The organism is Lysobacter panacisoli, from assembly GCF_009765165.1.
Classification (GTDB): domain Bacteria; phylum Pseudomonadota; class Gammaproteobacteria; order Xanthomonadales; family Xanthomonadaceae; genus Lysobacter_J; species Lysobacter_J panacisoli.
Map to the genome: position 1 here is coordinate 213,080 of NZ_VLNU01000001.1, position 15,928 is coordinate 229,007.

At 68.6% G+C, this 15,928-nt stretch carries 14 protein-coding genes; 6 read left to right on the plus strand and 8 right to left on the minus strand.

What is annotated here, in order from left to right; translation table 11 throughout:
* Positions 1-290: 290 nt before the first annotated feature.
* The 3 genes from parE (at position 291) to FOF45_RS01055 (ending at position 6,042) form a co-directional block, all read left to right on the plus strand.
* Complete coding sequence (parE, locus tag FOF45_RS01045; protein WP_158982184.1) at positions 291-2,198, plus strand: DNA topoisomerase IV subunit B; 1,908 nt, start codon at positions 291-293, stop codon at positions 2,196-2,198.
* Between the two features lie 259 nt (positions 2,199-2,457).
* On the plus strand, positions 2,458-3,945 hold the full coding sequence (locus FOF45_RS01050) for an outer membrane protein assembly factor BamB family protein (protein ID WP_158982185.1): 1,488 nt from the start codon (positions 2,458-2,460) through the stop codon (positions 3,943-3,945).
* A 114-nt stretch (positions 3,946-4,059) separates the two neighbouring features.
* Entirely contained in the window at positions 4,060-6,042 is a 1,983-nt protein-coding gene (locus tag FOF45_RS01055) for an alpha/beta hydrolase family protein (RefSeq protein ID WP_158982186.1), read from the plus strand.
* A gap of 34 nt (positions 6,043-6,076) precedes the next feature.
* Here FOF45_RS01055 and FOF45_RS01060 read toward each other — a convergent pair whose 3' ends face one another.
* The 6 genes from FOF45_RS01060 to FOF45_RS01085 all read right to left on the minus strand — a co-directional run bounded on the left by FOF45_RS01060 (position 6,077) and on the right by FOF45_RS01085 (position 12,690).
* Complete coding sequence (locus tag FOF45_RS01060; protein WP_158982187.1) at positions 6,077-7,333, minus strand: winged helix-turn-helix domain-containing protein; 1,257 nt, start codon at positions 7,331-7,333, stop codon at positions 6,077-6,079.
* Positions 7,334-7,340: 7 nt separating this feature from the next.
* The gene (gene hutG / locus FOF45_RS01065) at positions 7,341-8,141 is read right to left on the minus strand and encodes an N-formylglutamate deformylase (RefSeq protein WP_158982188.1); all 801 of its coding nucleotides are present in this window, start codon (positions 8,139-8,141) and stop codon (positions 7,341-7,343) included.
* 10 nt (positions 8,142-8,151) lie between these two features.
* Positions 8,152-9,513, minus strand: a complete 1,362-nt coding sequence (gorA, locus tag FOF45_RS01070) for a glutathione-disulfide reductase (RefSeq protein WP_158982189.1) — start codon at positions 9,511-9,513, stop codon at positions 8,152-8,154.
* The gene (locus FOF45_RS01075; RefSeq protein WP_158982190.1) at positions 9,510-10,766 is read right to left on the minus strand and encodes an NAD(P)/FAD-dependent oxidoreductase; all 1,257 of its coding nucleotides are present in this window, start codon (positions 10,764-10,766) and stop codon (positions 9,510-9,512) included. The genes gorA and FOF45_RS01075 overlap by 4 nt, the downstream gene beginning before the upstream one ends.
* 10 nt (positions 10,767-10,776) lie before the next feature.
* Positions 10,777-12,036 (minus strand): DUF418 domain-containing protein, encoded by a 1,260-nt coding sequence (locus tag FOF45_RS01080; protein WP_425481948.1) that lies wholly within the window; start codon positions 12,034-12,036, stop codon positions 10,777-10,779.
* A gap of 174 nt (positions 12,037-12,210) precedes the next feature.
* Positions 12,211-12,690 carry an FKBP-type peptidyl-prolyl cis-trans isomerase gene (locus tag FOF45_RS01085; RefSeq protein ID WP_158982191.1) on the minus strand — a complete coding sequence of 160 codons (480 nt, stop codon included), beginning with the start codon at positions 12,688-12,690 and terminating at the stop codon, positions 12,211-12,213.
* Between the two features lie 89 nt (positions 12,691-12,779).
* On the opposite strand from FOF45_RS01085, the gene FOF45_RS01090 reads away from it, so the two are divergent.
* Positions 12,780-13,337, plus strand: coding sequence for a C40 family peptidase (locus FOF45_RS01090; RefSeq protein WP_158982192.1), 558 nt, complete (start codon positions 12,780-12,782; stop codon positions 13,335-13,337).
* A 134-nt stretch (positions 13,338-13,471) separates the two neighbouring features.
* Entirely contained in the window at positions 13,472-14,152 is a 681-nt protein-coding gene (locus FOF45_RS01095) for a C40 family peptidase (RefSeq protein ID WP_158982193.1), read from the plus strand.
* 76 nt (positions 14,153-14,228) lie between these two features.
* Here the strand turns inward: FOF45_RS01095 and FOF45_RS01100 are convergent, their stop codons facing one another.
* Both FOF45_RS01100 and FOF45_RS01105 read right to left on the minus strand, forming a co-directional pair.
* Complete coding sequence (locus FOF45_RS01100; RefSeq protein WP_158982194.1) at positions 14,229-14,729, minus strand: acyl-CoA thioesterase; 501 nt, start codon at positions 14,727-14,729, stop codon at positions 14,229-14,231.
* A complete protein-coding gene (locus tag FOF45_RS01105; RefSeq protein WP_158982195.1) occupies positions 14,726-15,319 on the minus strand; it encodes an NADPH-dependent FMN reductase in 594 nt (197 codons plus the stop codon). Before FOF45_RS01105 ends, FOF45_RS01100 begins: the two co-directional genes overlap by 4 nt.
* Positions 15,320-15,436: 117 nt before the next feature.
* Here FOF45_RS01105 and FOF45_RS01110 point away from each other — a divergent pair, with 117 nt between their 5' ends.
* Positions 15,437-15,862 (plus strand): hypothetical protein, encoded by a 426-nt coding sequence (locus FOF45_RS01110; RefSeq protein WP_158982196.1) that lies wholly within the window; start codon positions 15,437-15,439, stop codon positions 15,860-15,862.
* Positions 15,863-15,928: the final 66 nt, after the last annotated feature.

A 15,928-nucleotide genomic window follows, 5' to 3' on the forward strand; every position in this document is an offset into this window, starting at 1 on the left:
ACAGCCTCCTGTCACGGAACAACACGCATCGGGCCGGGGCATCCTGGGACGATCCCGCGGCGAGCCGGCGACCCGGGCGGCATCCTGGCGACGATACGCCGAGCCGGCCCTGAACGGCGTCGCCAGCCTCCCAGATGGGGGCGCAGCGCGCTCCATCAAGGCGTGCGGGGGCCGGCATGCGCGCCGTGTGTGCACGCCGGATGGACCGGTCGCACCGTATGCGACGGCCGCGGTTGACCTTATGCCGCCACCCGCCGACCATCCCCGCTCCCGCCCCACGCCGTGCACGAATGACTTCCCGTTACAACGCCGCCGATATCGAAGTCCTCTCCGGCCTGGATCCGGTCAAACGCCGCCCCGGCATGTACACCGACACTTCGCGCCCGAACCATCTGGCGCAGGAGGTCATCGACAACGCCGTCGACGAGGCATTGGCCGGCCACGCCCGCAGCATCGAAGTGACGCTGCACGCCGACGGAAGCGCCTCGGTCGCCGACGACGGTCGCGGCATGCCCGTGGACATCCACCCGGAGGAGAAGATCCCCGGCGTCGAGCTGATCCTCACGCGCCTGCACGCGGGCGGCAAGTTCAACAACAAGAACTACACCTTCTCCGGCGGCCTGCACGGCGTCGGCGTGAGCGTGGTGAACGCGCTGTCCAGGCACGTCGAAGTGCGGATCAAGCGCGACGGCAACGAATACCGCATGACCTTCAAGGACGGCGACCGCGACTCGCCGCTGGAAGTGGTCGGCACCGTCGGCAAGAAGAACACCGGCACGCGCGTGCAGTTCTGGCCGGATGCGAAGTACTTCGACACGCCGAAGTTCAACCTGCGCGCGCTGCGCCACCTGCTGCGCGCCAAGGCCGTGCTGTGCCCGGGCCTGACGGTGAAGCTGCACGACGAGGCCAGCGACGAGCGCAACGAGTGGTATTACGAGGACGGCCTGCGCGATTACCTGCGCGGCGAACTCGCCGAGCGCGAACTGCTGCCGCCGGACCTGTTCGTCGGCAAGCTCAGCAAGGACACCGAGACCGCCGACTGGGCGGTGGCATGGGTGCCCGATGGCGAGCTGGTCCAGGAAAGCTACGTCAACCTGATCCCGACCGCGCAGCACGGCACGCACGTCAACGGCCTGCGCACCGGCTTCACCGACGCGCTGCGCGAGTTCTGCGATTTCCGCAACCTGCTGCCGCGCGGCGTGAAGCTGGCGCCGGAAGACGTGTGGGATCGCGTCGCCTTCGTGCTCAGCATCAAGATGACCGACCCGCAGTTCAGCGGCCAGACCAAGGAACGTCTGTCCTCGCGTCAGGCCGCGGGCTTCGTCGAAGGCGCGGCGCACGACGCGTTCTCGCTGTGGCTCAACCAGCACGTCGAGCTCGGCGAGAAGATCGCGCAACTCGCCATCGAACGCGCCGCCGCGCGCCTGAAGACCGAGAAGCAGGTCGTCCGCAAGAAGGTCACGCAGGGCCCTGCCCTGCCCGGCAAGCTCGCCGACTGCACCAGCCAGGACCTGTCGCGCACCGAGCTGTTCCTGGTCGAAGGCGACTCCGCCGGCGGCAGCGCGCGTCAGGCGCGCGACAAGGATTTCCAGGCGATCCTGCCGCTGCGCGGCAAGATCCTCAACACCTGGGAAGTCGCGTCCGGCAGCGTGCTCGCGTCGCAGGAAGTGCACGACCTCGCCGTCGCCATCGGTTGCGATCCGGGCAAGGACGACCTGTCCGGCCTGCGCTACGGCAAGGTCATCATCCTCGCCGACGCCGACTCCGACGGCCTGCACATCGCCACGCTGTTGAGCGCGCTGTTCCTCAAGCATTTCCCGTCGCTCGTGTCGGCCGGCCACGTGTTCGTGGCGATGCCGCCGCTGTTCCGCGTCGACGTGGGCAAGCAGGTGTTCTACGCGCTGGACGAAGAAGAGAAGCGGATCCTGCTGGAGAAGATCGAGCGCGAGAAGAGCGATCGCAAGAAGGGTTTCAGCGGGCAGGTGAACGTCACCCGCTTCAAGGGCCTGGGCGAGATGAACCCGTCGCAGCTGCGCGAATCGACCATCCATCCGGACACGCGCCGCCTCGTCCAGCTCACGGTGGACGACGACACGCAGACGCATTCGCTGATGGACATGCTGCTGGCGAAGAAGCGCGCCGGCGACCGCAAGCAGTGGCTGGAGAGCAAGGGAGACCTCGCCACGCTGGAAGTCTGAGGCACCGGTTTCAAGGCAGGGCTGGGGAGCCCTGCCGCGTTACCCGCCGGCATGACGCCAAGCGGGCCATGAGAGCAAGGGGGAGCTTGTGATCTTGAAGAAGGCAGTGGCGACGCTGTGCGTCGCGGTATCGCTCGTGGGCTGCGGTGGAGGCGGCGGCGGCGGTGGGGACGGAGGCAGTGCAGCGGGTACGGGCGGAAGCGGATCCAATCCGCCGCCTTCGGGAGGCGGCACGCCGCCGGCATCGGTGACGATCACCGTGAACTCGCCGCCCGCGAACGTCCAGGTCCCCTATGGAATCCCGTACAGCACGGAGGTAGCGGGCAACTGGAGCGGCACCAACCTCGGTAGCGCCACGGTCTACCTGCAGGTCGTCGACAGCAACAACACCTTCGCGGTGCCGGCGGTCGCGGCGGCCAGCGGCAACACGTTCCGCTACACGCTCGGGCCCGGCGTCGGCACGCTGGCCGGCGATCGCACCGGCACGCTGACCGTCAACGCGTGCAAGGACCCGGCCTGCGCGCAGCGCTTCGATGGCCCGTCCGGCAGCGTGAGCTACCGCGTGCAGATCACCCCCCTGGGCGAATGGGAAACCGTGCAGCGCGATGCGTCGCACACCGGTTACGTGCCTATCATCGTGGACCCCACGCGCCTGACCAAGGCCTGGGAATGGACGTTCCCGCAGGACCCGACCGCAGCCAGTTCCTACGTGCTCAGGCCGGCGACCGGCGGCGGCATGATGTACGCGGTGGGCATCAACAGGACCAGTGCCCAGGCCTCGTTCAACCAGATGTTTTCTTCGGTCGACGAAGCCACCGGTACGCTCCGCTGGTCGCAGCAGATTGCCGGCAATGTGCACGTCCTCGGCCCGGCGGCGTACGGCGGACTCGCCTACGTGCCCACCATCGGCGCCGACAGGCTGCTCACTGCATACGACGGCACGACGGGCAGCATGAAGTTCCGCTACGGACAGACGACCGATCCGCTCGCGTCCACGCTGGCGCCGACGTTCCACCAGACGACCGCCTACTTCTTCGGCGGCCACCTCGGCGAGGAACTGCACGCGGTCGATGCCGCGACCGGCACGCTGCTGTGGGCGAAGGCGCGTCGCGATTACCAGAACACGACACCGGCCGTGGACGACAGCTACATCTACTACCCGTCGAACCGTGCGCTGGAGATCCTCGACCGCCGGACCGGCAACACCGTGGCCAGCATCACGAATCCCGTGTCGGACTCGCAGCACGCCAGCGCGATCGTCCCGATGCTGGGCTCGCGCGGCAACGTGATCGTCAACTCGTACTCGGCCACCAACCGCACCGCCAAGCTGTCGAGCTTCGACATCGCAGGGCTTCGCTGGGAATGGGCGACCCAGTACTCGTACAACCCACTGCCCGCGCTCGCCAACGGCGTGATCTACGCCACCCGCAGCGATGGCGCGCCGACCCTCGATGCGATCGACGAGGTCACAGGCAACGTGCTGTGGAGCTGGAACCCGCCGGCGAGCGATAACCAGTCCCGGGTGGTCGAGAACATCGCCGCGACGAAGAACCTCGTGTTCGTGAGCACCACCGGCAACATCGTCGGCTCCGGCTACGTGTGGGCGATCGACGTGAACACCCGCCAGGCCGTGTGGCGTTACCCAGCCAACGGTTACTCGGTGATCAGCGGCCGCGGCACGCTCTACATCCTCAATGGCAGTCCATCGCTGCCAGCCAGGAAGGTCATCGCGATCCGCCTGCGTTGACGCCACGGACCTCGGTGCCGCCCCGGGCGGGCACCCTGACCCGCAAAGACAATCCGGCACGGCCGCGGCTATGCTGCGGCCACACCATCCGAGGCCTTGGGGAGGGCCAGCACGATGAAACACGCACGAATCCGGCTGTTCGCCGCGTTGTTCGCGGCAGCGCCTGCATTGCTTCCGGCGCAGGTCATTCCCGCCGAGGATTTCTCGCGGCATAGCGAAGTCAGCGAAGTGGCCATGTCGCCCGACGGCCGGCACGTGGCGATGGCGGTGCCGACCGCCGACGGACTGGAGACGCAACTGCACATCGTCCCGCTCGACAACAGCGGCAAGGTGCAGGTGCTGCGTTTCAGCAAACAGCAGCATGTGTCCGACATCGTGTGGACCGCCGACGACCAGGTCGTGGTCGCGCGGGCCAAGGTCGATCCGCTCGAAACCGAGCCCAAGAGCTACGGCGAACTGCTCGCGTCGAACATCACCGGCAAGGACCAGGAAGTCCTGTTCGCCTACATCCCGGACGACGGCACCAAGGCCGGCCGGCGCAAGGACGAAGGCTTCGCCTCGATCGTCGACCGGGTCGACGACAAGGCGGGCATCGCGCTGGTGGATTTCACCCGCTGGTTCACCATCCTCGACCAGAAATCGCCCACCACCATCTTCCGCGTGAACACGCGCACCGGCGAGCGCACGCAGGAGGAATTCCATCCGTACTCGGCGTCGTTCGCGTTCGATTCGCACCACAAGGCCCGGGTGCGTGTGAGCTGGTCGGAACAGACCGGCGCGCCGATCCTCGCCTATCGCCCACGCCCTGCCGACGACTGGAAGCCGGTGCCGGCGAAGGTCGCCGGTTACTCGATGCAGCTGCTGCACGTGGCCGACGACGACGACACCGCGCTGGCGCTGATTTCCGACAAGGGCGAACCGGCGCAGCTGTACCGCCTCAGCCTCGCCAACGGCACGCGCGAACGCGTGGCCGGTCGCGACGACATGGACGTGGCGGGCGTGCTGTACGGCGGCTACCGCGGCGCACCATTCGGAGTGCTGTTCAACGCCGGCAAGCCGTCCGTGCAGTACCTGGACCCGAAATCGGAATGGGCCGGCCTGCACGCGGGCCTGATGAAGGCGTTCCCGGGCCAGCTGGTGTGGCTGCGCAGCTTCAGCCGCGACAATCGCAAGGTGCTGTTCACGACGAGTGGCGACCGAACGCCCGGCGCGTATTACGTGTTCGATCGCGACAGCAACCAGGTCCAGCTGATCAACGAGGCACAGCCCTGGATCAAGTCAGAGCGGTTGGCGCCGATGACGCCGGTGAGCTTCCAGACCCGCGACGGCCTCACGCTGCACGGCCTGTACACGGCGCCGGCCGGCGCCAAGGGTCCGCTGCCGATGATCGTGATGCCGCACGGCGGACCGCACGGGCCGTACGACGCCTGGGGCTACAACCGCGACGCGCAGTTCCTCGCCAGTCGCGGCTATGCGGTGCTGCAGGTCAACTTCCGCGGCTCCGGTGGGCGCGGCTGGGCCTTCGAGTACTCCGGCTACGGCGAATGGGGCGGCAAGATGATGGACGACATCGCCGACGGCGTGCGCTGGGCGATCGACAACGGCCGTGCCGATGCCAGCCGCATCTGCACCTACGGCGCCAGCTTCGGCGGCTATGCCGCGCTGATGAACCCCATCCGCTATCCCGAGCTGTACCGCTGCGCGGTCGGCTACGTCGGCGTGTACGACCTGCCGCTGATGAAGAAGGTCGGCGACCCGCAGCGCGGACGCGGCAACCGCAACTACCTGGATCGCGCGCTCGGCACGGACGAGGCGGTGATGATTGCCAACTCTCCTGCGCGCAACGCGACGAAGATCAAAGTGCCGGTGATGCTGGTGCAGGGTTCGGCCGATACACGCGTGCCTATGGACCAGTTCGACGCGATGGTGACGGGCTTCCGCAAGGCCGGCGTCTCGGTCGAGACGATGGTGGTGAAGGGCGAAGGCCACGGCTTCTACAAGCCGGAAAACCGCGCCGAACTCTATCGCCGCCTCGAAGCGTTCCTCGCGCGCAACCTTGGCCCCGGTGCAGGCGCCGCGCCGGCAACGGCGAAGTAAGCCTGCTTCAACGTGGCGCCGCCGGCGCCACGTCCTACGGGCGCAGCACTGCCAGCTGCGTCCGCACCAGCCTGGCGAACGACGCCGGCCGCACGCGGCCGAGCGTCACGCGCGGCGTGCCGTGCCAGCGCGCGCAGTCGTCGATGGCGCGTGCGACGTGGACGGCCAGTGCGTCGTCGGCGTCGATGCCCTCCTCCACGTACAGCGCCTTGACCTCGAACACGCCCTCGCGGCGATGCGCTTTCGCGTCCAGCCGTCCGACCAGGCGCGATCCGACCAGGATCGGCAGCACGAAATAGCCGTAGCGGCGCTTCGGCTCGGGCGTGTAGCACTCGAGCGTGTAGTCGAAACCGAACAGTTCGCTGGCGCGCTCGCGATCCCACACCACCGGATCGAACGGCGACAGCAGCGTCGCGTGACTGGCTCGCAAGCGTCCCGCGGCTGCCAGCGCGAGTTGCGGCGCGAAGTCGCGATGCACGTAGCCCGGTACGTCCCAGCCTTTCACCTCGACGCGCAACAGCGCGCCCTCCTCCACCAGCGGCGCCAGGTCCGCATCACGCACGCGCGGGCGCAGGCGGAAGTAGTCGGCGACCCAGCGCGCCTGCGTCACGCCGAGCGCGCGCACCGACTTCAACAGGATCTCGCGCCGCGACGCGTCGTCCGGGATCGATGCGTTCTCCCAGTCCGGCTGCACCGCACCGATCACGCGACTGGGCAGGTCGTAGACGCGGTGGAAGTTCTCGCGCCGGGCCACCATCAGTTCGCCCAGCGCGAAGGCGGTTTCGAGCCAGGTCTTCTCGTCCTTCCATTGCCACCAGCCGCCGCCCGCATTGCCGGCAGGACGCTCGAAATCGGCCGCCTTGACCGCGCCCCGCTCGCGCACGTGTTCGATGAGGCGATCGATCTGCGGTCCATGCGCCTCGCGACGACGACGCGCACCGCGGATCGCCCAGTGGTGCGCGCGGTGTTCGATGGCGCTGCGATGCAGCTTGTAGTCGGCGGCCGGGGCGAAGCAGGCTTCGTGCGCCCAGGTCTCGAAGATCGCACGACGTTCGAGCAAGCCATCGAGCCACGACGCCGGATAGCCGCCAACGCGCGAGAACAGCACCAGGTACGGACTGCGCGCAACGACGTGGATGGTGTCGATCTGCAATAGCTGCATGCGCGCGATCGCAGCGAGCAGGTCGTCCTGCCGTACCGTGCGTTTCGGGCGCGCCGCCAGTCCCTGCGCAGCCAGGTGCAGCGTGCGCGCCTGGGTGAGCGTAAGCGTCGGCGTCGTCCGTTCCGCCATGCGCGGCTCAGCGCTGCAACGCGGCCGTCAGCAGCGCGCGGATCACCGACTGCAGCCGTGCGGCCTTGGCCGCCAGATAGGCGAAACTGTCCTCGTCCATGTAGTTGCGCTGGCTGATCTCCAGCTGCACCGCCTCGACGCCGCGTGCCGGCTCGCCGTAGTGGCGCGTGATGTAGCCACCCTTGAAGCGGCCGTTGACGACGTGGTCGTAGTCGCCCTGCCCTCCCAGCACGGCTTCCAGCCGCTGCTGCAGCGCGGGCGAACAGCTCGCACCGCTGGACGTGCCGAGGTTGAGATCCGGCAGACGGCCTTCGAACAGGAACGGCAGGTCGCTGCCGCGGATCGAGTGGCCTTCCCACAACACGACGCCTCCGTGCGCGTCGCGGATGCGCTCGATCTCCGCGCGCAGCGCGTCGTGGTACGGACGCCAGTACTGATCGACGCGCGAAGCGATGTCCTCCGGCGTCGGCGCCTGGCCGTCGAGGTACACCGGTTCGCCGCTGAACTGCACCGCCGGGCACAGGCCGGTGGTGTTCTGGCCCGGATACAGCGAGGTGTCGTCCGGCGGGCGGTTGAGGTCGACGACGTAGCGCGAATGGCGCGGCACGATGACCGACGCGCCCAGTTCGCGAGCGAAGTCGTACAGGATCGACACGTGCCAGTCGGTGTCGGGCGCGCGTCGCGCCGACGGCAGCATGCGCGCGGCCAGTTCGTCGGGAATGTGACTGCCGTCGTGCGGCAGGCTCACGAACAGCGGCGCGGTGCCGCGGTGCAGCGTGTAGATGTCGTGTTCGATCGGGACGTTCATGTCATGGAGCTCATCGCATCAGCACCACTTCTTCGGCGCTGGTCGGGTGGATCGCCACGGTATCGCGCAGGTCGTCCAGCGTGATCCCGCGCTTGAGCGCGACGGCGAAGCCCTGCAGGATCTCGTCGGCCGCCTCGCCCAGCAGATGGATGCCGACGACGCGGCGTTCCTCGCCCACACACACCAGCTTGAACAGGCTGTGCTGGGGTACGTCGGCCAGTGCGTACAGCATCGGCCGGAATCCCGCGCGATACACGTGCACCGCTTCGTCGCCATGCACGCGGCGCGCGTCCGCTTCGGTCAATCCCACCTGCCCGAGCGGCGGATGCGAGAACACCACGGTCGGGATGTCGTTGGGATCGAGCAGCGCGGTGGCGTTGCCGTACACGCGATCCATCAGCCGGCGCGCGGCGGCGATGGCGACCGGCGTCAGCGGCGGGTTCGGGGTGATGTCGCCGACCGCGAAGATGTGCTCGACGCTGGTCGTGTGCCGCTCGTCGACGACGACGTGGCCTTGCGCGTCGATGGCGACGCCGACGCGCTCCAGCGCGAGGCGTTCGCTGTTGGGCCGGCGGCCGGTCGCGAACAGTAGCGCGTCGAAACGTCCGCACTCCGAGCCGTCCATGCCGCGCAGGCGCACGCCACCATCGTCGCGTTCGACCGCGGCGAGGTCGTAACCGAAGTGCAGGTGGATGCCGGCCTGCCGGTAATCCTCGGCCAGCTGGTCGGCGAGTTCGTGGTCGAATTCGCGCAGCAGCCGATCGCCGCGCACGAACAGCTCCACGCGGCTTCCCAGCGCCTGCAGCATGCCGGCCAGTTCGACCGCGATGTAACCGCCGCCGACGATCGCCACGCACTCCGGCGCGGCGCGCCACTGGAAGAACGTGTCGGAATCGCCGCCGAGATCCGCTCCCGGAATGGCGGGCCGCACGGGACGGCCGCCGGTGGCGATCAGGAAACGTTCGGCGCGCAGGTGCGTGCCGTTCTCGCATTCGACCGTGTGCGGATCCAGGAAACCCGCGTGGCTCGGGAGCAGCGCGATGCCTGCCGCATCGAGGCGACGTCGATAGCTGGCGTGGATGTTGGCGATGTAGCGCTCGCGATGGACGATGAACTCGCACCAGTCCAGCGGTGCCGGCGTCACCGGGAAACCGAGCGTGCGCGCGAGGTTCAATCGTCCCGCCACGTCCGCCGCCAGCCACATCGCCTTCTTGGGCACGCAACCGACGTTGACGCAGGTGCCGCCAAGCAGGTGCGGTTCGAGCAGGGCGACGCGCGCACCGTGTTCGGCCGCACGGAACGCACCGGCCAGCCCGCCCGAGCCGCCGCCGATGACGATCAGGTCGAACTCGGGTGCGTTGGCGGCGTTCATTCGAATCGCTCGATGGCGTACGGCGCCGCGTCGATCGCCGGCGTGCGTCGCGTGATCAGGTCCGCGACCAGCTGCCCGGTCGCGGCGCTCATGCTCACGCCCATCATGCCGTGCCCGGTGGCGACGAGCACGCGTTCATTGCCCGGCACGCGACCGATGATCGGAACGTCGTCGCAGCTCATCGGCCGCCAGCCGTACCACTCTTCCTGCTTCTGCGCGCCGTAGGGTTCGTGCAGGTATTCGCGGGCACCGCGCTCCAGCGCGGCGAGGCGGCGCGGATTCAGGCTTTCGTCGTAACCGCTGAATTCCATCGTGCTGCCAAGGCGGAAGCCGCTGTCGAACGCCGTCACGCAGACCTGGCGTTCGCGCAGCACCAGCGGTCGGCGCGGCACGAGGTTCGGGCTCGAATAGGTGATGGAATAGCCCTTGCCCGGCTGGATCGCGGCCTTCAATACCGGCGCGCCGATCGCATCGGCGAGCTTCGGCGACCACGCGCCCAGTGCCATCACCAGTTCGCGCGCCTCGCGCTCACCCTGCGCGGTACGGATACGCACGCGCTCGCCTTCGGTCGTCGCGCCTTCGAAAGCGCAATGTTCGACGATGGTGCCGCCGCGCGCGCGCACGACGCGAGCGAGTTCGGCGACGTAACGATCCGGGCGCAACACCGCATCGCCGTCGAAGCGGATCGCGCCGGCGAGCCCCGGCTTGAGCGCCGGCTCCATGCGTTCGTAGGTCGGACCGTCGACGACGTCGACGCGCACGCCCAGTTCGCGCAGGAAATCGATCTCCTCGCGGCTGTGCTCGAACTCGCGCGGATCGCGGTACACGTAGTCCTCACCGGACGGCGCGAACTCGCAGTTCAGGCCGTAGTCGCGCACCCATTCGGCCAGGCGCACGCGCGAATCGTTGAGGATTTCGGACTTGGCGCGCGCACTGCTGCGCCAGTCGCGGTCGTTGCAGCGCGCGGCGAAGCGCAGCAGCCACGACCACAGGCGCAGGTCCAGTCGCGGCGCGACGTACAGCGGCGCGTCCGGCGTCAGCATCCAGCGCAGCGCCTTGATCACCACACCGGGCGCCGCCAGCGGCGGTGCGTGGCTCGGCGTGATCGTGCCGCAGTTGCCGTGCGAGCTGCCGCCACCGACGCGGCCGGCGTCGATCACGCGGACGCTCCGCCCGGTTTCGAGCAGAGCCAGGGCGCTGGCCAGACCGATCACGCCTGCGCCGACGATCACCACATCTTCGCGCTGTTCCATGCCGTCAAGTTTAGGGGTTGTGGGCGGCCGCGGGCCGCATCGGCGGAAACCGCCCGTACGTGCAAGCCCGCCACAGCCATTCCACCGGCCCTTGGCGGAAACGCTCCAGCCACCAGCGACTGAAGACCACCTGCAGCGCGAACACCACCAGCACGCCGAGCAGCTGCCAGCGTCGCGGCACCTGGCCCCACAGTCCCAGGCCGTAGCCGTAGAAGATCCAGGTACCGATGAGCGACTGCACCAGGTAGTTCGTCAGCGCCATGCGCCCGGCCGGCGCCAGCACGCCGAACACGCGCTGTCCGCGCGTCGTCTGCAGCGCGCCGATGACCAGCGCCAGGTAGCCCAGGCTCAGCAGCGGGCTGGCGAGCAGCATCAACGCCGCGGCGAACATCGAACGCGCGCTGTCGTGGACCCAGTCGAACGTGGCCGTGATGGAGCCGCTGGCCACCGCCATCGCCAAACCGACCGGCAGCGCCCCGTAGCGCAACCAGCGGTACAGCGCCGCATGCCGTTGCGGCTGCGCGATCGCACCGCTGCGCAGCAGCCATGCACCGACGAGGAACATGCCGAGCGCGAACACTTCGAATATGAGGGTCTCGCCGATGTTGCCGAGCAGGTAGTCCACGCGCATCCGCGTGGCCTGCCACCAGCTCCCTTCGGCGTACGCGGCGACCTCGGCCGCACGCGCGGCCTGCATGCGTGCCAGCTCCGCGCCATCGACCAGTCCGCCCTCGTCCAGTCCGGCGACGGCATTGATCGCCAGCAGCAGCATCGCGAGCGCGATCATCAACAGCGCCGGCACGCCGAACAGGGCCGCACCCCAGGCGCCCTGCGCCCGCGGCGTCACGTCGCGGAACAGCAACAGCAGCAGCGCACCGATCGCGTAGGTGATGAGGATGTCGCCCGACCAGATGAGCACCGCGTGCGCCAGACCGATCGCCAGCAACGCCAGGCTGCGGCGCAGATAGACCGCGGTGAAGTTGCGTCCGGCCGCGCGGGCGCGCTCGCCCATCAGCGCGAAGCCCATGCCGAACAGCAGCGAGAACAGGATCCAGAACTTGCCCTGCACGAACACGTAGACCAGCCACGACAGCGCGTGATCGAACGGCGCCTGGTTCGGATCGACGCCCGCGTCGAGGTCGGCCAGCGGCCGCCCGAAGAACTCCACGTTCATCAGGAGGATGCCGAGCAGCGCGAAGCCGCGCAGCACGTCGAGGTTGTGCAGGCGACGGTCCAGGCGCGTCGGCGCGAGCATGGCGTCGTCGCCCAGTTCCGGAGCCACGTCCGGACGTTCCATCGTCATCCGCATCCCCCCGTACGCGAAGCGCCGATTAGACCATGCGCGGATCGACGCTGGCCGTGCCGGCGCGCACGCGGTGCGCGACCCGCCCCAAACGAAAACGGCCCGCTTGCGCGGGCCGTCGGTATCGCGGTGAGCGATGGCTCAGTGGTGGTGGCCACCGTCGCCGTGCACGTGGCCGTGCTCGATCTCTTCCGCCGAAGCTTCGCGCACGTCGACGATCTCGATGGCGAAGTGCAGGTCCTTGCCAGCCATCGGATGGTTGAGGTCGACGTCGACCACGCTCATGCCGACCTTCTGGATGGTCACGGCGCGCGGACCGAAGTTGGTCGGCAGCACGGCCTGCATGCCCGGCTCCAGGCGTGCGCCCTTGAAGTGCTTCTTCGGCACGCGCTGGGTCAGACCCTCGCGGCGCTCGCCGTAGGCTTCGGCGGCGACCACGTCGACGTCGAACTTCTCGCCCGCCTCGCGGCCTTCCATTGCCTTCTCCAGGCCCGGGATGATGTTGCCGTGGCCGATCAGGATCGCCAGCGGCTCGCGGCCCTCGGAGGTTTCCATCGGTTCCTGCCCGGCTTCGGACACGGTGTAGTGGAAGCGGACGACGCGGTCTTTCTCGATTTTCATTGCAGGACTCGGCTGGATGCCGCCTCGGGGCAGCAAGGGGGCGGCGACAGGCTTGCCGCCGACGACATGAACGGCCAATCTAGCGGCCGATGAGAGCCCGGCATTATCCCGGCAAGCCCGCCCCCGCGCCAGCGCGCGGCCTCCTGCGTTTCCTGTTCGTGCTGCTGTGCGCGGCAGGCCTCGCCGCATGCGGCGGTGGCAAGCAGGTCGTGCGCCAGGCCGCGCCGCCGTCCAAGCGCGCGTGGCCCGTGGTCCAGCCGGAAAACCCCGACGCCGCCAACGCCGTGCTGATGCGCGCCATCAGCCTGGTCGGCACGCCCTACCGCTACGGCGGCAACACGCCCGAAGGCGGCTTCGACTGCAGCGGGCTGGTCAACTATGTCTACCGCGACATGCTGTCCCTGAGCCTGCCGCGCACCTCACGCGACCTCGCCGCCTACCAGGGGCCGCGGATCGTGCCGGACCACCTCGCCGCCGGCGACCTCGTCTTCTTCGGAAGTTCGGGGAACGTCAGCCATGTGGGCATCTACGTCGGCGAAGGTCGCTTCGTCCACGCGCCCAGCACCGGTGGCACGGTGCGTCTGGACCACCTCGATGGAAGCTATTGGCGCGACCACTACACCGGGGCCAAGCGCGTCCTGCGGTGAAGGTCCGGTGAAGCCGATGGCACGATTTGTGACACGGCCCGAGTTCAGTTAACGAATAAATAACGAAATCTGAACCTAATCCGTCGCCCGTGAAGGCATCATCCACGGCGATTCGATCTTGTGACGACCGCGTGATGCCCAATCAGCACCTCGGCCATGATGCCGCCTCGACCCGCCCGAACCGCACGCCGGTTCGCTTTGTGGTCGCCGCCGCACTGGCCCTGCTGGCCGCTCCCGCCTTCGCACAACAGATGCCGAGCTCCTCGCTGGCCGGCGATTCCGCCGACGGCCCGGCCCCGGTCGCCAACACCACGCTGCCGGAGGCGATGAGCCTGTCCGACCGCGCGCTTCTGCTGGCCACCGACCTCAATCGCCTGCTGGTGCCGGCCGCCTCGGCCGGCGATCCGGTGGCGAGCCTGCCGACCGAGCAGCAGGGCAAGATCAAGACCGTCCTGCAGCGCGCGATGGCACTGCTGGGCACGCCGTACCGCTGGGGCGGCAGCGACCCGGACAAGGGCTTCGACTGCAGCGGCCTGGTCGGTTACGTCTTCCGCAACGCGCTGGGCATCGAACTGCCGCGCGTCTCCCGCGAGATGGCCAAGAGCGGCGAGCTGGTCAGCGACAAGGCCAAGCTGGCGGCCGGCGACCTGGTGTTCTTCGGCCGTCGCGGCCGCGTCGACCATGTCGGCATCTACGTCGGCGAAGGCCGCTTCGTCCATGCGCCCAGCCGTGGCAAGGACGTGCAGGTCTCCAGCCTCGACACCGGCTACTGGAGCGGCAAGTTCATGCAGGCGCGCCGCCTCGACGGCATCTGATCCGTCGCAGCGTCCAACAAAGAAGGCCGCCCCTGGGGCGGCCTTTCTGTTTACGGGGCAGGGATCGCCGGAACGCTCACAGGTTCTCGCTGACCGCGCTCAGGCGCTCGACGGTCTGCTCGATGCCCTTGCTCAGCTCCATCACCTTCAGCGCGTACTCGGCCAGGCGCTTGTCGTCGTCGTTGACCGGCGTCCACACCGGCACCGGCGTCGGCTTGCCCTCGACCGAGTCCATCGCGACGAAGACGATGATGCAGTGCGTGCACAGGCGGTCCTGCTCCGGCGCCTCCATCGGATCGCGCGCCTTCACGTCGACCGCGAAATGCATGCTGGTGGTGCCGGTGTGGACCAGCTTGGTGTGCACGGTGACGAGATCGGAAATCCGGATCGGTGCGACGAAGCGGATGCCGCCGACCGCGACCGTCACCGCGTAGGTGCCGCTCCAGCCGACCGCCGCCGCGTAGCCGGCCTGGTCGATCCACTTCATCACCATGCCGCCGTGGACCTTGCCGCCGTAATTGACGTCGGTCGGTTCGGCGAGGAAACGCAGGTTGAGTTCGCGCTGTTTGCCGCTCATGCCGGTGCTCCCGTAAGTACGCCCAGATGCCGCACCACCGCCGCGCCGACGCCGTGGACCCCGGCGCGCAGGCGGTCGTCGTTGAGTACGCCGTAGTCGGGCAGTTTGTCTGCCGCCTGGCCGACCGCGACCTGTTGTGGCACCACCAGCAGGCCCAGCTTGGCCAACGCGTCGCGCAACACCAGCAGTGAACGCAGTCCACCGAGCGGACCGGGCGAGGCCGAGACGATGCCGGCGACCTTGTCCTGGAACAGGCCGACGCCGGAACGCCCCGATTCGGTCGGCCGCGAGATCCAGTCCAGCGTGTTCTTCACCAGCGCGGGCATCGAGCCGTTGTACTCCGGCGTGCTGATCAGCAGCCCGTCGTGTTCGGCCATCAGCGCCTGCAACCGCCGCACCTCCGCAGGCGCGCCCGAGGCCTCGATGTCGCCGTCGTAGATCGGCAGCGGATGGTCGCGCAGCTCGATCAGGGTGACCTCCGCGCCGGCGGCGCGCGCGCCTTCGGCCAGCACGTGGATCAGCCGGCGGTTGTAGGAACCTTCGCGCAGGCTTCCGGCGAAGGCGAGCAGGCGCGGCCTGTGGTCGGGCATCGGCGACTCCATATGGGGGATGCCGGGATTATGCGCGCCGATGCGACGTCGGCGGCAACGCTTGCGGTGCGCGTTCGCGCGCGCGATGCTCGCGCCACGCGAAGGGAGGGAGCGGTGATGGGCAGGACGATCCTGGGCATGCTGGTCGGCGTGGTGGTTGCGGTCGTAGTGATCGCGGCCGTGGAGGTGATCGGCCACGGTTTCTATCCGCCGCCGGCGGGGCTCGACCCGCTCGACCCGGCCAATGAAGCCGCATTCGCCGCATTCGTCGCCGCGATGCCCTTCATGGGAAAACTCATCGTCCTGCTGGCGTGGGTCCTGGGCACGTTCGCCGGTGCGCTGGCGGCGGCGAAAATCGCGCGCCACCAGACCGCAGCCGCACTGCTGGTCGCGCTGGTGATCGTCACCCTCGTCATCACCATGATCACGAAGATCCCGCACCCGACCTGGCTGTCGATCGGCGGCGTGCTGCTGCCGATCCCGATCGCGCTGCTTGCCGTGCGGCTGGTCTACCGCCGCACCACGCTGCCGCGCGTGCCGTAACTCGGAGACGCGATCCACGACCTTGGGCACGGGGCCCGGTGTCGTCGTGCGCATACACTGTGCGTC